The organism is Trinickia symbiotica, assembly GCF_003028655.1.
GTDB classification, from domain to species: domain Bacteria; phylum Pseudomonadota; class Gammaproteobacteria; order Burkholderiales; family Burkholderiaceae; genus Trinickia; species Trinickia symbiotica_A.
Map to the genome: position 1 here is coordinate 1 of NZ_PYUC01000023.1, position 17,269 is coordinate 17,269.

At 64.6% G+C, this 17,269-nt stretch carries 15 protein-coding genes; 9 read left to right on the top strand and 6 right to left on the bottom strand.

What is annotated here, in order from left to right:
• Positions 1 to 159 precede the first annotated feature (159 nt).
• The 6 genes from C9I57_RS29625 to C9I57_RS29650 all read left to right on the top strand — a co-directional run bounded on the left by C9I57_RS29625 (position 160) and on the right by C9I57_RS29650 (position 10,574).
• Positions 160 to 1,656 carry an efflux transporter outer membrane subunit gene (locus C9I57_RS29625; protein ID WP_181322000.1) on the top strand — a complete coding sequence of 499 codons (1,497 nt, stop codon included), beginning with the start codon at positions 160 to 162 and terminating at the stop codon, positions 1,654 to 1,656.
• 308 nt (positions 1,657 to 1,964) lie between these two features.
• A complete protein-coding gene (locus C9I57_RS29630) occupies positions 1,965 to 3,965 on the top strand; it encodes an FHA domain-containing protein (protein WP_107154102.1) in 2,001 nt (666 codons plus the stop codon).
• Positions 3,962 to 5,347 carry an HlyD family efflux transporter periplasmic adaptor subunit gene (locus C9I57_RS29635; RefSeq protein ID WP_107154103.1) on the top strand — a complete coding sequence of 462 codons (1,386 nt, stop codon included), beginning with the start codon at positions 3,962 to 3,964 and terminating at the stop codon, positions 5,345 to 5,347. Before C9I57_RS29630 ends, C9I57_RS29635 begins: the two co-directional genes overlap by 4 nt.
• Positions 5,348 to 5,375: 28 nt before the next feature.
• Complete coding sequence (locus tag C9I57_RS29640; protein ID WP_107154104.1) at positions 5,376 to 6,128, top strand: peptidylprolyl isomerase; 753 nt, start codon at positions 5,376 to 5,378, stop codon at positions 6,126 to 6,128.
• A 19-nt stretch (positions 6,129 to 6,147) separates the two neighbouring features.
• On the top strand, positions 6,148 to 9,240 hold the full coding sequence (locus tag C9I57_RS29645) for a peptidase domain-containing ABC transporter (RefSeq protein WP_107154105.1): 3,093 nt from the start codon (positions 6,148 to 6,150) through the stop codon (positions 9,238 to 9,240).
• A complete protein-coding gene (locus C9I57_RS29650; protein ID WP_107154106.1) occupies positions 9,237 to 10,574 on the top strand; it encodes a sigma-54 interaction domain-containing protein in 1,338 nt (445 codons plus the stop codon). The genes C9I57_RS29645 and C9I57_RS29650 overlap by 4 nt, the downstream gene beginning before the upstream one ends.
• Before the next feature lie 42 nt (positions 10,575 to 10,616).
• On the opposite strand, the gene C9I57_RS29655 is transcribed toward C9I57_RS29650, so the two are convergent.
• Both C9I57_RS29655 and C9I57_RS29660 read right to left on the bottom strand, forming a co-directional pair.
• Positions 10,617 to 11,387 (bottom strand): PP2C family protein-serine/threonine phosphatase, encoded by a 771-nt coding sequence (locus C9I57_RS29655; protein ID WP_107154107.1) that lies wholly within the window; start codon positions 11,385 to 11,387, stop codon positions 10,617 to 10,619.
• 18 nt (positions 11,388 to 11,405) lie between these two features.
• Complete coding sequence (locus C9I57_RS29660) at positions 11,406 to 11,690, bottom strand: hypothetical protein (RefSeq protein WP_107154108.1); 285 nt, start codon at positions 11,688 to 11,690, stop codon at positions 11,406 to 11,408.
• 548 nt (positions 11,691 to 12,238) lie between these two features.
• Here C9I57_RS29660 and C9I57_RS29670 point away from each other — a divergent pair.
• Entirely contained in the window at positions 12,239 to 12,493 is a 255-nt protein-coding gene (locus C9I57_RS29670; protein ID WP_107154110.1) for a hypothetical protein, read from the top strand.
• A gap of 4 nt (positions 12,494 to 12,497) precedes the next feature.
• On the opposite strand, the gene C9I57_RS29675 is transcribed toward C9I57_RS29670, so the two are convergent.
• The 3 genes from C9I57_RS29675 to C9I57_RS29685 form a co-directional block, all read right to left on the bottom strand.
• Complete coding sequence (locus tag C9I57_RS29675; protein ID WP_107154111.1) at positions 12,498 to 12,722, bottom strand: hypothetical protein; 225 nt, start codon at positions 12,720 to 12,722, stop codon at positions 12,498 to 12,500.
• A 196-nt stretch (positions 12,723 to 12,918) separates the two neighbouring features.
• On the bottom strand, positions 12,919 to 13,185 hold the full coding sequence (locus tag C9I57_RS29680) for a hypothetical protein (protein WP_107154112.1): 267 nt from the start codon (positions 13,183 to 13,185) through the stop codon (positions 12,919 to 12,921).
• Positions 13,186 to 13,271: 86 nt separating this feature from the next.
• Positions 13,272 to 13,544: a hypothetical protein gene (locus C9I57_RS29685; RefSeq protein ID WP_107154113.1), complete on the bottom strand. Its 273-nt coding sequence runs from the start codon at positions 13,542 to 13,544 to the stop codon at positions 13,272 to 13,274.
• On the opposite strand from C9I57_RS29685, the gene C9I57_RS33070 reads away from it, so the two are divergent.
• Together C9I57_RS33070 and C9I57_RS29690 are read left to right on the top strand one after the other, a co-directional pair.
• A complete protein-coding gene (locus tag C9I57_RS33070) occupies positions 13,531 to 13,965 on the top strand; it encodes a hypothetical protein (RefSeq protein WP_146166293.1) in 435 nt (144 codons plus the stop codon). The genes C9I57_RS29685 and C9I57_RS33070 overlap by 14 nt on opposite strands.
• Positions 13,966 to 13,999: 34 nt before the next feature.
• Positions 14,000 to 16,168 (top strand): serine/threonine protein kinase, encoded by a 2,169-nt coding sequence (locus C9I57_RS29690; protein WP_107154114.1) that lies wholly within the window; start codon positions 14,000 to 14,002, stop codon positions 16,166 to 16,168.
• 119 nt (positions 16,169 to 16,287) lie between these two features.
• On the opposite strand, the gene C9I57_RS29695 is transcribed toward C9I57_RS29690, so the two are convergent.
• Positions 16,288 to 17,235 (bottom strand): sugar-binding transcriptional regulator, encoded by a 948-nt coding sequence (locus tag C9I57_RS29695; protein WP_107154115.1) that lies wholly within the window; start codon positions 17,233 to 17,235, stop codon positions 16,288 to 16,290.
• Positions 17,236 to 17,269 lie beyond the last annotated feature (34 nt).

The following is a 17,269-nucleotide window of genomic DNA, read 5'->3' on the forward strand; positions in this document are numbered from 1 at the left end:
CGTGTCCGGTTTCACGCGTGCCGGTAGTCAACTGTCTCACCCAACGACGGGGCAAAGATGGAAGACGGCCGGCACGACGGCGTCAGCGATCGAACTCGGTTGCACCGACCGATTCGTTAACGGGACCACCTCTAGCCGACATTCCGAAAGGAGCCCGTCGTGAACACGTCGACCTGTTCCGTTGGCACCGTCCTCAGCCGCATCGTTGCACGTTCGTTCTTTTCTCGCGTCGTGACAGCAGGAATCTGCGCGGCGGCGTTCTCGGGCTGCATGGATCTGAAGATCCCGGCCTACCAGCGCCCGGATACGCCCGCGAAGACGAACTGGGCGCACGCCGATCATCGCGTGTCGGCCGCCGATACCGTCGATCCACAGTGGTGGAAGGCATTCGACGATCCGTATCTCGACACGCTGATCGACAAGGCGATCAGCGGGAACGTCGACATCAAGGTGCTCGCCGCCCGCATCGGCATCGCGGGCGCGCAAATCGGAGAGGCGCGTGCCGGCGCGCTGCCGAGCGCCGATCTCGGCGCGGGTGTCGACATCGAAAAGAACACGCACCAGCCGGTCACGAAGTCCTATAACCTCGGCGCACAGGTGAATTGGGACATCGACATCTGGGGCAAGGTCGCGAAAGGCGTCTCAGCGCAAAAGGCGGAGTTCCATGCGACCGAGGCGGACTGGCGCGCAGGGTATCTGACGCTCGTCGCGGGTGTCTCGAGCACCTACTTTCAGATTCTTCAATTCGACGACCAGATCGACGAGGAGCAGAAGACGCTCGACAAGAATCGGCAGATTCTGACGATCTATCGCTCGATGTATGCGAACGGCGTCGTGCCGCAAACCGAAGTGCTGCGGCAGGAGGCGGAAATCAACGGGCTCGCGAACGAGCTCATCGAACTGCACCGCTCGCGCGATCTCGCCGAGAATGCGCTGGCCACGCTCGTCGGCGTGCCGGCGGGCGAGTTCAAGGTTCCAGTCGGTCACTTGCGCGAGCGGATCAAGCTGCCCGAAGTGCCGATGGGGCTGCCGGCCCAGCTGCTCGCGCGCCGGCCCGACGTCGTCGCCGCGCAATTCCGTGTGCTCGAATCGTACGACGAGATCGGCGCCGCCAAGCTCGCGCAATTGCCGAGCATCAGCCTGACGGGCCGCGGCGGCACGGCGGCGTTCGCGCTGACCGACTTGATGAAGGCGTTCACGTTCAGCTTTTTGCCGAGCATCAATCTGCCGATGTTCGATCCGAGCGTGAAGGCGCACATCAAAACGACGGAGGCGCAAAGCGAGCTCGCGCGGCAGCAGTATCGTCAGACCGTGTTCGCAGCGTTCCAGGAGGTCGAGAATGCGCTCGTCGATCTCACCGCGCACAAGAAGCAGCGCGCCGAGCTCGAAGCGCAGAACGCGCGCTTGCAGGTCGTGGCCGCGCAGGTCGAGGCGCAACTGAAAGAAGGCATCGTGTCGCAACTCGAAGTACTCGAGTCGGAGCGCTCGCTTGCCGCGGCGGAGCTCGCGCTCGTCGCCAATCATCAGCAGATCCTCGCTGACACCGTAACGCTCTACAAGGCGATCGGCGGCGGCTGGCCCGCGGTGGTCGTCGCCGACGAGAAGGGCGGCGACACGCACTCGCCCAGCGCGCATGAACTGGCCTCCAGTCACTGATCGGGACCCGATGCCATGCACACGATCGAAGAGACGGCGAGCGGGGCCGCGATGAGGCACGGCGCACACCGATTGACTGCCGCATCGCGTCGCCTACACTTTGGACACACTCGCTTCATCGCATGCACCCCTGCGAGCCCTGCCGCGCCGCGGTCTTCCGGGCTTCGCGCCGCCAACGAGGTGGCCGATAAATGCTGAGTGTCGGAACGAGCCCCCGGTCCCTTGCGTCGCGACGGTCGCTCGTGGCGGAACCTACAGCAGCAGGCGCCCTGGGCGGCGACCCGGCGTTTTCTCGCAGGTGTCGAACGATGGCTTCCGACGATGCTCCGATTGCCGAAACGAAGCGACCCGCGCGCTCGCCAAGCTCGCTTGGGGAGGAACCGTCGCATAGCGCCGAGGCGGACGCGCCGACGCGACGCTACGACGTCGTGCTCGAGCCGCTCTCGCATCGCGAGCTCGGCGAGATTCGCATCACGCGCGAGCTCTTTGCGGTAGGGCGTGCGGAACCGCCGTTCGCGTCGGCGCGAGCCGAGGTCGTCGCCGAGCTGTCGCGCCGTCACGCGAAGATCTTTTTCGAGCGCGGCGATGCTTATGTCGCCGACTTGAACAGCAAGAACGGCACGACGGTCGGCGGCGTCGAGGTCCGCGAAAGGCCGCATCAGCTTCGCGACGGCGATACGCTATCGTTCGCAGGGGCCTTCACCTATCGCGTCGCATTCGTCCCGCGCGACGCGCGTGCCGACGCCGGATCCCAGCGCTCCGTGCTTCTCACCCTGACGCCCGAGCGCGGCGATCTCGGGCTCGAACCAATCGTCGTGACCACCTTTCCGTTTCTGGTCAGCAAGAGCGACGAGACGTTCTCACGCTATCGCAGCACCTACGCGCACCAGGTCAACTACCTGTCGCGCCGCCATGCGCTTTTATTCGTCGCCGACGGGAAACTCTTCATCGAAGACCTCGGCAGCACCAACGGGACGTTCGTCGACGGCCAACGCCTCGACGAAGGCGCGCGGCCGCTCGAAGAGGGTGCGCGGCTCGCATTCGGCGGCAATCATTTCGTCTACCGCGTCAGCGTGCAGCGCGGCACGCCGGCGGACCCGACGGTGACGCAGGTCGATGCGGCGGCGCGTGAGCAAGCGGCAAACGCGTCGGCGCAGGAAACGGCGTCGGCGCCAGCGGCGGCGATCGATGCGCGCATCGGGGCCGCCGTCGCCGATGCCGATCGCACGACGTTCATCGCGGCGCCGCACTCGTTCCTCGACATCTTTTGCGTCGATCCCGCGCGCGCCGAGGACGACGAAATCAATCCCGAAGCCGTCGCGCCGGCTCCCGATTCGAAGCGCGCGGTTTCGCGTTGGCGCTGGAGCGCGAGACTTTCCACGCTTCTCGGCGAATTGAGCGCCGCATTGGGCGGTGGCGCCGATGTCGACATTCGGAAGATCGGCCGCTGGGCCGGCGCCGCGTTGGCGCTGCTCGCGGCGCTGGCGGTATTCTCGTATTGGCGCGGCGCGCCGCAACGCGACATGAAGACGCTGCTTGCGGCAGCGCGCTTCGAGACCGCGTCTCGCTTCGCGGACCAGTATCTCGCGCGGCATCCCGACGACGCGGCGTTCCAGGCCGAAGGCGGGGAGGCGCTCGTCAAATCGAAGGTGCCCGATTGGATCGGCGCCGAGAAGGCGCATGCGTTCGATCGCGCACGCTCGATCGCCGCGCAAATGAGGCAGCTTGCGCGCCACAACGCGCAGGCGGCCGCGCTCGTCGACGAAATTGAATGGGTCGGCGATCTCGAGGCCTTCTGGGCGAGCCGCGGTGGGGCTCAAGCGCCGGTCGCGATCTACCGCGACGAGCCGGTCATCGAGGGATTGGTCGCACGCTGGAACCGCGACACGAACGCGCATCAGCACGCCCTCGATCAAATTGCGTCGTACGTCCCTTCATTCGGCGAGTTTTATGCCGATGCGCTCAGTCATCTGCGCGCGCTCGAGAGCGACGATTCGGTCTACGTGGCAGCACTGGAGCGTCTTCAGACGGCCATCTCCAAAGCGCTGGACGACGGTCGTGACGATCAGCTCGACGCATTGTCGAACATGCTCGCCGATTATGGCGATCGCTATCCGCGGCTCGCGGGCCTCGATCGTGTACGTGACGATTTGCAACGCTATCGAGAGATCGAGCGCGACGTTCGCGCTGGCCGCGCGGACGAGGCAGCCGCGGCGCTGAAGGCGGCTCGCTTTGCGACACCGCCCTTCCAGGCCCGCGTACCTGCGCTTGCGAAGCGGGTCGGCGAGTCGCGAAGGAGCGCGCCATGACGTCCGGCGCCCATCAATCGCTAGGCATGAAGCCGCTCACCGAAGCGCTGACGGACCATGAGGCGGAAGGCATCGCGATCCTCAGCGAGCAACCCAAGCGGCTCATCGAGGCGGCCATTGCAATCGTGGCTGCGCTTGTATTCAGCGGCTTTCTCTGGTCTTTTTTCGGGCACGCGGACGTCATCGTGACGGCCGGCGGCACGCTTGCGCCGGAGTCCGAGGTGCGGCGCATCTATGCGCCGGTCGACGGCGAGCTGGCCGATATTTATATCGCCGAAGGTCAGCCCGTGAAGAAGGACGACGTGATCGGACGCATCAACGCGCGCGGCGCGATCGAGGCCGCGACGAACGCGCTCGATGCACGTCTGAAGCTGGAGGATGCGGAGCGCGAATGGCAACAGTTCCCGCAGAAAAAGGCGCTGATGGAGCGCAAGGCCGAAGCGCTGAAGGCGCAGATCGAAGTCGAAGAGCACCTGCATGAGAACCGCATCGCCGAAGGCACGAGCAAGCTCGTCCAGGCGCAAAGGGCGCAGCTCGACGAGGCGCGGAGCAATGTCGACAGCGCGCAGCACGCGCGCGACCTCGCTCGCGACGAGGCCGACAAGTTCGCGCGCCTCTTGGCGCTGCCCGGAGGCGGGGGCGTTTCGCAGACACAGGTCGCGGAAAAGAAGAGCGCGTACCTGCAGGCGGAAAACAACGTGCGGATCGCCGAGGCGCGCCTCGCGCAGCTCCAAGCGCAACTGTCGCATGACTTCGCGCAGGCGAAGGCGCAGCTCGAAGGCAGTGCCGAGACGCTCACGAACCTGCGCATCGAATATGACGCAACGTTGCGCGAGATCGCCAACACGGAAGACAAGCTGCGCCTTCAAGTCCAAACGGCCCGGCTCGCCGCCGACGCGGCCGCGCGCATTCGCTTCGAGAACATCGACAAGGACAACTTCCTGCTCGTGCTGGCGCCCGTTTCGGGCGTCGTCACCGATGTCACGACGACGCAGCCCGGCGACAAGATTCAGGCGAACACACCGCTCGGCGGCATTGCGCCCGCGAACGCGCGAGCTGTCGTGCGCGTCGAGATCGCCGAGGAAGACCGCGCATTCCTGCGTGAGGGGCTGCCCGTCAAGCTCAAGTTCAATGCGTTTCCTTATCAGCGCTATGGCGTGATCGACGGCACGCTCGAATACATTGCGCCGGCCGCGAAGCCGTCGGCGCATACGAAGCAACCCGTCTACGAAGGCCGTGTCACGCTCGCGCGTGACTACTACTCGGTCGGCGATGCGCGGTATCCGCTGCGCTACGGCATGACCGCGTCGGCCGAGATCGTCGTGCGCGAGCGGCGGCTGATCGACTTCGCGCTCGATCCGATGAGACGCGTGGCCGGCTGAGGATGGCGGCCGAAACGAGGAGGATGACATGGCGGCAATCGTGCGAATCGACGACGAGGTCATCGGCACCGACGACTTCATACGGGCGCTCAAGCTGACGGGCCAGTTCGAAGCGCTCGTTGAGCAGCAGGTGCGCGACCGGTTGACGGTCATCGCCGCGAAGAACCATGGCGTGGGCGTCTCGACGGAGGAGATCCAGGCTCGCGCCGATCAGTTCCGCCGCGTGCGGGGGCTCCATCGCGCGGCGAATATGAATCGGTTTCTCGATACATTTGGCATCAGCCTCGACGAGTTCGAGGCGTTCGTGACCGACACCCTCTATCAAGAGAAGATGTTGGCGGAAGTGTGCAGCGACGAGGCCGTCGAGGCTTACTTCAAGCTGAATTCGCCGAAGTTCGACAGTGTGGAAGTGAGCCACATCGTGCTCGAAAGCGAGGGGCAGGCGAAGGAAGTCATGTCGATCCTCGACGACGACCCATCGGGTTTCGCCGAGATCGCGCGCGAGCATTCGATTGCCGATACGCGCGAGCGCGGCGGCGTGATCGGCAAAGTATTGCGGGGCTCGCTGAAGACTGAGATCGAAGCGAAGGTTTTCAATGCGCATGCGGGCGAGCTGCTCGGCCCGTTCGCCGCCCCCGATGGTTCGTTCTACGAAATTTTCTCGGTGACGGCGAAGTATCCGGCCGTGCTCGATCACGACGTCGCCTCCGAGGTCCGGCGCGTGCTGCGCGAAGAGTGGCTCGCCGCGCGGGCGCAGGAACATGTCATCGAAGCGCGATAGGTCGGAACGGGGATAACTCATGGACACGCAGGCATCGGCATCGCCGCCTCTCGACGCGCAATCGCTGGCGCAATTCCTTTCGTCGGTGGAGCCGCTGTCGGTGTTTCCGCCCGATGCGCTCGACGAGCTCGCCGCGCATGCGGTGTCACGCAGCTACGCGTTCGGCGAGACGATCGCGTGCCGAGGCGAGGCCGCCGACGGTCTTTTCATCGTCCGCTCCGGAACGGTGCGGCTTTTCACCGAGGAAAGCGGCAAGGAGACCAGTCTCGGCGTGCGCAAGGAGCGCGAAGTGTTCGCAGAAATCGCGATGCTGCGCGAGTATTGGCACGAAGCTTCGGTGCGCGCATCCTCGAAGGTCGAGCTGCTCTTTATCCCACGCACCGCGATCGCACCGATCGTCGCCGCGAACGCGTCCGTTCAGTCGTTCGTGACGAGCTACGTCGCCATCAGCTCGGCGGGCGGCTTCGTTGCGCGCCTCTTCGATTTGCGCGGCAAGCTGACGCGGGCCGAGCTCGAGGAGTATGTATCGAGTGTCGGCGTCAAGCGCGTCGCGGCCGGCAAGGACGTTCTGGTGCAAGGCTCGCGCGACGACATGCGACTCTATGTCGTGCGCCAGGGCGAAGTACGCCTTGCCCATCGTGCGAACGGCACCGACTACACGCTCGCCACGCTCGGCGCGGGCGCGATATTCGGCGAGCGCGCCTGCTTGCTGAGACAGGAGCAGCAGGCTACGGTGACGGCGACGGCCGATACGAGACTCATCGTCATTCCGGAGAAGACCGTCCACTTCATGCTCGGGCGCAATGCGAAGTTACGCGAAGTGCTCGAGGAGCGGATCCGCTTCGTCGATCGCGAGCTCGAGCGGCAAAAGAAGGTTGCCGAGCGGACGAGGCGGGCGGATCGGCTCGACCTCGAATCGCGCGACGAGATCGGCGCGAAGCTCGTGAAGCGATTCGCGCTCGTCGAGCAAGCCGAGGAGATGGATTGCGGGGCCGCTTGTCTCGCGATGATCTGCCGCCATTACGGCATTCCGATGACGCTCGGCAAGCTGCGCGAGCTCGCCAACGTGACGACGCAGGGCGCGACGCTCGAGAGCCTGGCGCGCACGGCCGAATCGCTCGGCTTGACCGCGCGCGGGATGCAGTGCACCTATGAGGCGATGCTCGGATTCGAGCTCCCGTTCATCGTGCATTGGGAAGGCTATCACTACATCGTCGTCTATGGCATGAGCAAGCGCGGGGTGCGCGTGGCGGATCCGGCGCTCGGGTTCAGAAAGCTCACCGTGGAGGAGTTCGAGCGAGGGTGGAGCGGCACTTGCCTCGTCTTCTCGGCTTCGGAAACGCTCGGCCAGCGCACGGTCGGCAGCTCGCCATGGGTGCGGTTCGTCGGTTATCTGGCGCCCTACAAGCGCATTCTCGCGCACCTTTTTCTCGCGACGTTCGTCATTCAGATGCTCGGCATCGTGCCGCCGCTCATCATCCAGAACATTCTCGATAGCGTCGTCGTTCATCAGAACGTGAGCCTGCTGAATCTGCTCATCGTCGGTCTCGTCATATCGAACCTCTTCACGCAGCTCATGACGACGATTCGCGCCTACCTGTCGAACTTCATGGTGCGAAGCCTCGATTTTTCGATGATGTCGCACTTTTTCAGGCACACGATGTCGCTGCCGCTCGGATTCTTCGCCAAGCGCAAGACGGGGGACGTGTTCGCGCGCTTCCAGGAAAACCAGACGATCCGGGCGTTTCTGACGGAATCGACTGTCACGACAGTGCTGAACCTGCTGATGATCGTCATCTATTTCACGGTCATGTTTCTCTACAACGTGAAGCTGACGTTGCTGCTGATTGGCTTCGTGATACCGATCATGGCGCTGACCGCCTTCGCGACGCCGAGAACGAAGCGCTTCGCGCGCGAGGTGTTTTCGGCTTCAACGGAAGCGCGGTCGCTGCTGATGGAGACCTTGAGCGGTGTGGAGACCGTGAAGGGGATGGGAATCGAGCGTCCCGTCAGGCTCAAATGGGAGCGCAAGTACGCGAAAGCGCTCGATGTGCAATATCGCGCGCAGGCATTCCATGTCCTCATCGCCCTCGGCAGCCAACTGCTCAATGCCGCGACGACGATCGTCATTTTATGGGTCGGTGCCCGGCTCGTGCTCGCCCAGGAGCTCAGCATCGGGCAATTGATCGCGTTCAACGCATTCATGGGGAGTGTGCTCGCGCCGCTGATGGGGCTCGTCGGACTCTGGAGTCTCATGAACGATGCGGCTGTCGCGATGGAGCGCCTCGGGGACGTACTCGACATCGAGCCGGAGCAAAAGCCGGCCGAGCTTGCGACGCGCGTCGTCTTGCCCGATCTGCGCGGCGAGATCAAGCTCGATGGCGTCTACTTCCGCTACGGGGGCAACGAGACCCCGTACGTGCTCGAGAACGTGACGTTCGACGTGAAGCCCGGCGAAATGATCGCGATCGTCGGCCGGAGCGGCTCCGGCAAGACGACGCTCGCCAAGCTGCTCGTCGGCTTTTACGCGCCGACGGAGGGCAGGATCGCCGTGGACGGCTACGACATGAGCGTCGTCGATCAGGGCAGCTACCGCGCGCAGATCGGCTATGTCATGCAGACGAATCTCGTCTTCTCGGGCTCGATCGCCGAGAACATCGCCTGCGGCGATCCGAGCCCCGATCGTCGCCGCATCGAGGAAGTCGCGAAGATGGCCGACGCCCATGCCTTCATCGCCAAGATGCCTCTCGGCTACGAGCAGGTCGTCGGCGAGCGCGGCGTCGGACTCTCGGGCGGCCAGATTCAGCGGCTTTGTATTGCGCGCGCGCTCTATCACGATCCGCGTCTCATCGTCTTCGACGAGGCGACGTCCTCGCTCGACACGCAGTCGGAGAGCAACATCCTTGCGAACATGCACGAGATTCTCAAAGGACGCACGGCCATCATCATCGCGCACCGGTTGAGCACGATCATGCGCGCCGACAAGATACTCGTGCTCTACGACGGCGCCATCGTAGAGGAAGGGTCGCACGATGCGCTGATCGAGCGAAAAGGCATGTATTACCAACTGGTTCAGAAGCAGCTGAGCCATGCCGCCGTCGAACCGTCATGAAACTCTTCGATCCGCTCGGTACCGGAAGCTCGACCGTCTCCTACGCGGGACTCATCGAGAAGATCGAGATATTGCGCTCGACGCTGCGCTGGGCGCCGAAGCTCGAGCGCGCCGACATCGAAAAGCTGCTCGGTCAGGCCAATACGTTGCGCGACGAAGTGATGCAGCTTTCGCGCAAGGAGCGTTTCGTCGCGGCGGCGGAGGTCGAGCCTCACATGCCGGCCGACGCGGCCGCTGCGGCTCTTCCGACGGCGCGTATGCGCAGACAGGCGCTCATCGATCGCAGCTTTGTTTTCGAAGGGACATTCGGCGACAATCCGAAGCTGCTCGCCGCGCTCGAGATCGCCGAAAAAGCCGCGCCGACGGATTTACCCGTGCTGATCGACGGCGAGAGCGGCACCGGCAAGGAACTGATGGCGAAGGTTATTCATGCGAACGGCTCGCGTGCCGACAAGCCGTTCGTATCGGTCAATTGCGGCGCGATCCCCGAGAATTTGCTCGAGTCTGAGCTGTTTGGCCACAAGCGCGGTGCGTTCACGGGAGCGTCGTCGGATCGCAAGGGCAAATTCGAAAGCGCGCACCTGGGCACGATCTTTCTCGACGAGATCGGCGAACTGCCGCTCATCGGCCAAGTGAAGCTCTTGCGCGTGCTCGAAGCGCACGAGATCCAGCGCGTGGGCTCCGACGAGCGCATCGCCGTCGACACGCGCATCGTCGCGGCGACGAATCGCAATCTACGACGAATGAGCGAAGAGGGGCAGTTTCGCGAGGACCTCTTTTACCGGTTGAGCGTCATTCATTTGACGCTTCCGGCCCTGCGCGAGCGTCGCGACGAAATCCCGCTGCTCTTTGCGTATTTCGGCGACGAAGCGGCCGAGGCGCTCAAGCGCAGGCCGATCAAGATGACACCGAAGCTGCGGGAGTTCCTGCTCAACTACGCGTACCCGGGGAACATCCGCGAGTTGCGCAATTTTATCTATCGAGTGTCGTGTCTCGCCGGCGACGTGGCCGACATCGAGCATTTGCCCGAGGACATTCGGCCGCAGCCGGCAACGGCAACGGCCGGCCGCCTCGGCGCCGAGCTCGCCAACGGCGTCGACGGTGCCGCGGCGATGCCGATTTCGCTGGCCGAGGCGAAGCGCGCGGCGAGCGACGAGGCCGAGCGCACGTTTCTCGAGCGGGGGCTGCAGGAGACGGGCGGCACCGTGGCCGAGCTCGCGCGTCGCTGCGAGATGAACCGCTCGCACCTGCAGATGCTGCTGAAAAAGCACGGTATCCGCTCGAAGGACTTCCGGCATCGCGATGAGGCCGGGCGAGGGAAGGACGGCAAATAGCCGGGCCCTCCTGCTTGCGCAGGCAAGCTCGCATGCTCGCGCTTATCGCGCAATGGACGGATTGACGAGCGTCTTGTCCGTCGTGACCGGGTCTTCGGCGCGAACGACGATAGCCGAGACATTGTCGCGCGCCCCCGCGCGCAACGCCAGCTCGATCAGCGAGTGCGTCGCTTGTCCGCAATCGCCGCACGCAAGCACGTCGGCGATTTCGGCGTCGCTCGCTTCGTTCGTCAACCCGTCGCTGCACAGCAGAAACAGATCGCCGTCCCGAACGTCGACGACGGTTTCGTCGAGCTCGAGCTCGTCGGCCGCGCCGACCGCGCGCGTGATCAGGTGCTGGGCCGGATGATGGAGTGCTTCTTCGGCGCTGAGATAGCCCTGGCTCCTCAGCTCTTCGACCGCGCTATGGTCGCGCGTGAGCTGAGCCAGTCGCGCATCCCGGTAGAGATAGACGCGGCTGTCGCCGGCCCACAGCACGGCGCAGCGCCGCCCGCACGCGAGACAGACGGCGACCGTCGTGCCGATCGTGCGAACATGGCGCGACGCCGCTTCATGGCGAAGCCGGCGGTTAGCCACGTCGAGCGCATCGCGCGCCGCGTCGAGATAGTCTTCGAGAGTATCGGGCGCGGACAACCCCGCGAGCGCTTCCACGACCATCCGGCTTGCGACGTCGCCGGCGGCGTGCCCGCCCATGCCGTCGGCGACGGCCCATAGCCCGCGCTCAGGCCTGTCGAGACAGGCGTCCTCGTTGATCGCGCGCACGAGTCCGACGTCGGTTCGCGCGGCGGACGTCCAGATGAGTTCGGTATCCATGGCTCGTGCCACGCTCTTCTAACCGAGGCCGTTCTTCCCGTTTTGTCCGGCGACAACAGTGAGATTCGAGTTACCACCCGTATTGTTCACGTTGAGAAGCTGGAACTGGTTGACGACCTGATCGGCATAGAACGTGTTGTTCGTCTGATAGAGATTGACGACGGGCCCCACGCTCGGAACGGGCGGCGCGAACGGCTGGATCCACCCGAATATCCACGGTGCGCCGGCGCCGCGGATGAGCGACATCGATCGACGCGAGAGATCGCGCGTCAGCGGAAGGTCGGTGATCGTAATCGCGGCCATGATAGGACTCCTCAGTATTCGATCTCGTCGATCGCGATGCATGACCGATCGGCGATCGGCCCAGGCCGCCGTTTCAACGCAAGCGCTATGCCATCGCCCGCTCCGCGTGCGTACGCGCCGGGTCGCTGAGGCACCGCTTCCCAGCGATGCCTTTTCCCGCGGGGCTTCACGCAGCCGGCGTGTCCCGCCTCTCGATCGGCGCCCTCGGGCAAACGGCTCGCGCTGATCGCCACAATCGTCGTTGCGGGGCCGACATTCGAAGCCCGAAGTCGGCGAGAAGCCGACAGTGCGCGTTCGCGTCCTCGTTGGCGTGCGCGTGCGCAAAGTGACGCTTCAAAACCAACACAACCGCCGCCGATCAGTCGGGCATGGGCCGACGTTTCGGACTCCATAACAATCTTCGTTAGTCGCGAAGCCTTTCCTGGCGGGGATGCACGCCATTGGCACAGCCCATGCAGAAGGTTTGGCAACGGCAAACCATTTCTCACCGAAGCGGTTTTGCCCCAGACCAACCCCTTCTGGCAAGCCGAGTCGTCGAGGAGTCCGAAATGAATACGCAGCATGCAACGCTTCGCGAGCTCGTCGACAAATGGCTCGCGCCGAGCCTGGCCTCGCCGGGGCGTGTGACGCATTTCTCCCGCACGCCCGATCGCCTGCACAGGTACGTTCGTATCGAGGCCGCGCATGCCACCGGCACGCTCGCGATCTTCTTCTTTCGTCATGACGACGGCTCGTGGTGTGTGTTCCCGCCCGCCGTCACACGGCCGGCGATGTCGACGCGGCTCGAACGCCTTGCGGCTTGACCCGTCAACGCAGTAGCGAGGTACTCGCGGTAAAGAGAAGCGTAGTCCGGACAGCGGAGGCCGGCATCGCCGTCACAGTCGAGCCGTGGCTTTCGAGCCCGGTCAGCGTTTGCTGCCGCGTGAATCGCCCAGCCTGTCCTCGAATCATCGCGCCGCCCGTGATGGCGGCCATCGCCTGCCGGTCCAGCTCGACGCTTTCGGGGAGATCGTTGATGACGAGTGTGGCCATGATTGCGCTCCGCATGGGCGAAGGCGCTGACGACCGTTGACGACGAGCTTGTGAAACGAAGCCCGCGCGACGCGTTTCGTAGCGCTTCGTTACGTCGTCTCAGTATAGGCGGTGCCGCGAGCGAATCGCAGGGGGCATCGAAAATCGAGTCGGGCAAGTGAGGCCGCGAAGCCTGACTTGCCCGATCGCGTGGAGTTCAGAGTCCGAACCCGGTGCTCGCGAACTGCGAAGGGCTGACGTCGAGCTTCAGCGGACCGAAGCCGGCGCCGATGAAGCCGATGTTGTTGAGCGCATTGACGACGACGGCCTGGTTCTGATTGATGTGCTGGTCGACGCCGACGGCCACGTTGATGTTGGGGCTGCCCGGCACGAGCGGCGAGCCGGTGCCGCCGCTCACGCGCGACATGGCCTTGCGGTCGAGCGCGGCGCCGGGCGCCAGCTCATGAATGACGATGGACGACATGGCAATTCTCCTGGGGATGGTTTCGAACGGATGCGGCCGACGAGACCCGCAGGCAAGAGAGCCTCGGCGGCGGGCGGCAAACGCGCTTAGAAATTGATCGTGTTCTTGGCGGTCTGCGACGGGTTGACCGTCGAATGGATGCCCGACACGAACGCGGCGTCGTTGCCCGTGTTGTTGACGATGTTGTTCGATTGGCCGATCAGCTGTTGCGCGCTGAAGTTCGTCGTATCCGTGACATGAACGGGCGAGTAGTACGGCAGCGGCAGGTAGTAGCCGAGCGTGCCGCCGCGCACGGCGGACATGGCACGGCCGTCGAGTTCTTTGGCGACACCGAGGTCTTCGATCATGAGCGATTTCATGGCAGTTCTCCTGAAGGCAAGTAAAGAAAAGGCTGGGTTTGGAATCGAGCTGCAATCTGTTGCGGGCTCGCCCCTACTACTGCAGGAGGTGTGCCAACGAGCGGCGCTCGAGGTGCGCGGTGCGCGCAAACGCCCGCGCGGCAAGGCGTTCCACACGTTCGCGGTGAATCGTATGGCGACGCGCGGAAACCGGGCCCCGTCCGCATCGTCGCCGGTGTGCCAACAGGTTCGGGTGACACTGTTGGGCGAGCTGCAACAGCGAGACCATGGACCCCGTCACGACGTGGGCGGCCCTGGAACCGAACGACGATCGGTGCGCGAGGGTGAGCTTGCGCACGGATTGCGCAAGGTACGAGCGCAGACTAGTATCGATCGAGGGCGTTCTTTCGTGCGGTATGGCCTTTTCGGTACCGCACCGTGACCCCATCCGATTCGAAGCCTGAAGAGGCGTACGAATGACGAGCCTTGCGGAGCTGATCCAAATCTTTCAGAGCGGGGCGCTTTCGCACGACGCATTCTTCGCGCAGATCGACCGCGCGCTCGCGACCGATCCGACCAATTGCACACGGCTGCGCGAAGTGCTCGACGAGACGCAGACAAAGGATCCGCTGCCCGACGACGTCTATGCCGAAGTCGTCAAGCACATCGAACGATTCGCGGCCACCGAAGTCCAGTTCGGTGACGAGACGCGCGTGCAAGTCGCGCCGCCGCCCGTCGCGCGCGCCGCCGTTCCGGCCAGCGCGGGCGAGACGAACGGCTCGAGCGACACGCTTGGCGCGCGAGGCGAGGGGCTCGCCGCCTCGGGCGAGCGCGTGAAGGGTATCGGCGATACGTTGAACGGACGCTTCGTACTCGAAGAGTGTCTCGGCGTGGGCGGCATGGGGACGGTCTACAAAGCGCTCGATCTACGCAAGCTCGAAGCGGCCGACCGCAAGCCCTACATCGCCATCAAAGTGCTGAACGTCCAGTTCCGTGGGCAGCCGACGTCGCTGATCGCGTTGCAGCGCGAGGCGCGCAAGGCGCAAACGCTCGCGCACCGGAACATCGTGACCGTCCATGACTTCGATCGCGACGGTCCGGTCGTCTACATCACGATGGAGTATCTGTCGGGCAGTCCGCTCAGCCGAATGCTGCGCGAGCCGGGTTTCGCGGGTGTGCCGTACGACAAGGCGCTGCCGATCATCGCGGGCATGGGGAACGCGCTCGCCTATGCGCACGAGCGCGGCTTCGTTCACTGCGACTTCAAGCCGGCCAACGTATTCCTGACCGACAGCGGTGAGGTGAAGGTCATCGATTTCGGGATCGCGCGCGCGTTGCGTCGTCCCGATGACGAGAGCGAGGCCACGATCTTCGACCCGGCGACGCTTGGCGGGATCACGCCGGCCTACGCGAGCCCGGAGATGTTCGAGCATCGCGAGCCCGATCCACGCGACGATGTCTATGCCCTCGGTTGCGTCACCTACGAGCTGCTGACGGGACGCCATCCGTTCAATCGCGTGTCGGCGTTGCAGGCCCGCGGCGAAAAGAGACAGCCCGAGCGACCGAAAGACTTGACGAGCCGCCAATGGCGAACACTGAAGGCGGCGCTGTCGTTCGACAGGCAGACGCGCACGGCGAGCGTCGAGCACTTTCTCGATGGGATGGGCGCTAACGCGCCGGCTCGCCGAATGCCCGCGGCGCAGGCGGTGAACACGGCGCACGCGGGTAGCGGCGCGGTGCTCGCCAGGAAGCGCTCGCGCACCGCACTCGCGGCCGGAGCCGGAACATGTGTCGTCGTGATCGCTGTGGGCACTGCCGTCTGGTATGGCTATCGTGGCGGGCAGACTGGCGCGGACACTGCCCGTGATCGGCAGCCGGTTTCCGATGTTGCCGCAGCCGGCGCATCCTCGTCGGCATCGACCTCCTCCACAGGCATCGTTGTACCGCGCGCGGCGCCGTCGCCCGCGGACCTGCCGCGTGTCCTCGCCTCGTTGCCGTGTTCCGCGTTGAGCGCGTCGGTGCAGGGAAGCTCGGTCTCCGTTCGCGGCTATGTCGGTGAGCACGACGGTCTCGCGCATCTGCGCAATGCGCTGGCGGGCATGACGGGAGCAGGCGTCGCCGATGCGAACCTCGACGTGCGTTCCGTCGGCGAGAACGAATGCGATGTCGTGAAGGCGTTCGCCCCATTCTGGGTATCGACGCATCAGGCAGCGAGCATCGCATGGGGCACATCAATACGAACGAAGGCAAGGAACGGGCAGTTGACCGAGGGCAGCCCCCTCGTCCTCGACTTGACGACGCCTGGCTACGACACCTACGTCAGCGTCGATTATTACGTGCTGGACGGCAGCGTGGTTCATCTCGTGCCGAGCCGCCGCGAAAAGGACAACCAGGCGCCGCCGAATTACTCGGCGACGATCGGGGGCATGGGCGAGTGGGTGATTGCAAAACCGCTCGGCAGCGAGATGATCGTGCTCGTCGCGACACCGGCGCCGCTGTTCGACACGTTACGCCCCGAGACCGAGCCGCGCGCCGCTTATCTGGCGGCCGTCGACGCGCGCTTGAAGGCGATCGCCGCGAAGTACGGAGAAGGACGGATCGCCGTGGACTTCGCGCCGATCACGACGCGGCCCGCGGCGCACTGACCGCATTGCCAGCATTGCCTGAAGTGACAGCGTCGATCGCATTGACCGCATCGACCGCATCGACAAAACGAAGCCGCGCCAAGACGCTTTCACCAAACGCATGCGCGCGTTGCGCCCGCTCAATTGCCTAACGCGGCGCGCGCACAAGCCTCGTCGGTTACGAGCCCCGAGAGCCAGCCGCCCTTTAGCGCCGCAAGGACCGCGCGGTGCTTCCTCGCGCCGCCGGCAAAGCCGATCGTCGGCCGCTTCGGCGGAGCGTCGAGCTGCAGGCTCGTGACGCGCCGTCCCGTCGGGGATTCGACGCGCTTGCCTTCGTCGTCGATTGGCAGTCCTAACATTTCGGCTACGGCGCCGCGGCTCATCAGCTCGTCGACTTCCGCCGCGGTGATGAATCCGTCGACGTGAAGCGGACACTTCGGACCGATATCGCCGATGCCGATGAACGCCACGTCGGCCTGCCCGGACAGCGTCTCGACGATCCGGTACAGCCGGTGATTGCACCACTGCGCCCGCTCGGCTTCGTTATCGGCGATGAGCGGCGCCGGCAGCAGGAAGTGCTTGCCGCCCGTCTTTTCGGAAATATGCAGCGCCACGTCGTAACGATTCGACGAGCCGTCCTGTGCGATCGCACCGACCATCGAAACGAGCCGGTGCTGCGGCCGGTCGATCAGACCGAGCTGATCGACGGCCGCTTTCAGCGTGCGCCCGCTGCTGACCGCGACGACGATCGGATTTTCTTCGCTCAAGTACCGCTCCATCACCTGGGCGCCGGCGACAGCGAGCTTGCGGTCGATCGCTTCGGGCAAGTCGTCGTCGACCGGCACGACCTCGCACATCGACAGCCCGAAGCGCGTGCACAGACGGTCGGCGAGCGTGAGGCAATCGGCCAGTCGATGCTCGATCCGCACGCGGATCAGATTCTTCTCGACGGCGAAGGCCACGAGCCGTTGCGCGACGGGGCGCGAGACCTGCAGCTTCTCGGCGATTTCGTTTTGCGTGTTGCCGGCGACGTAATAGAGCCATGCTGCACGCGTTGCCAAGTCGAGTTTTTCGTTGGATCTGGACACGGATGCGATGCCTGCGTCGTAAGGTAAGGAGTCC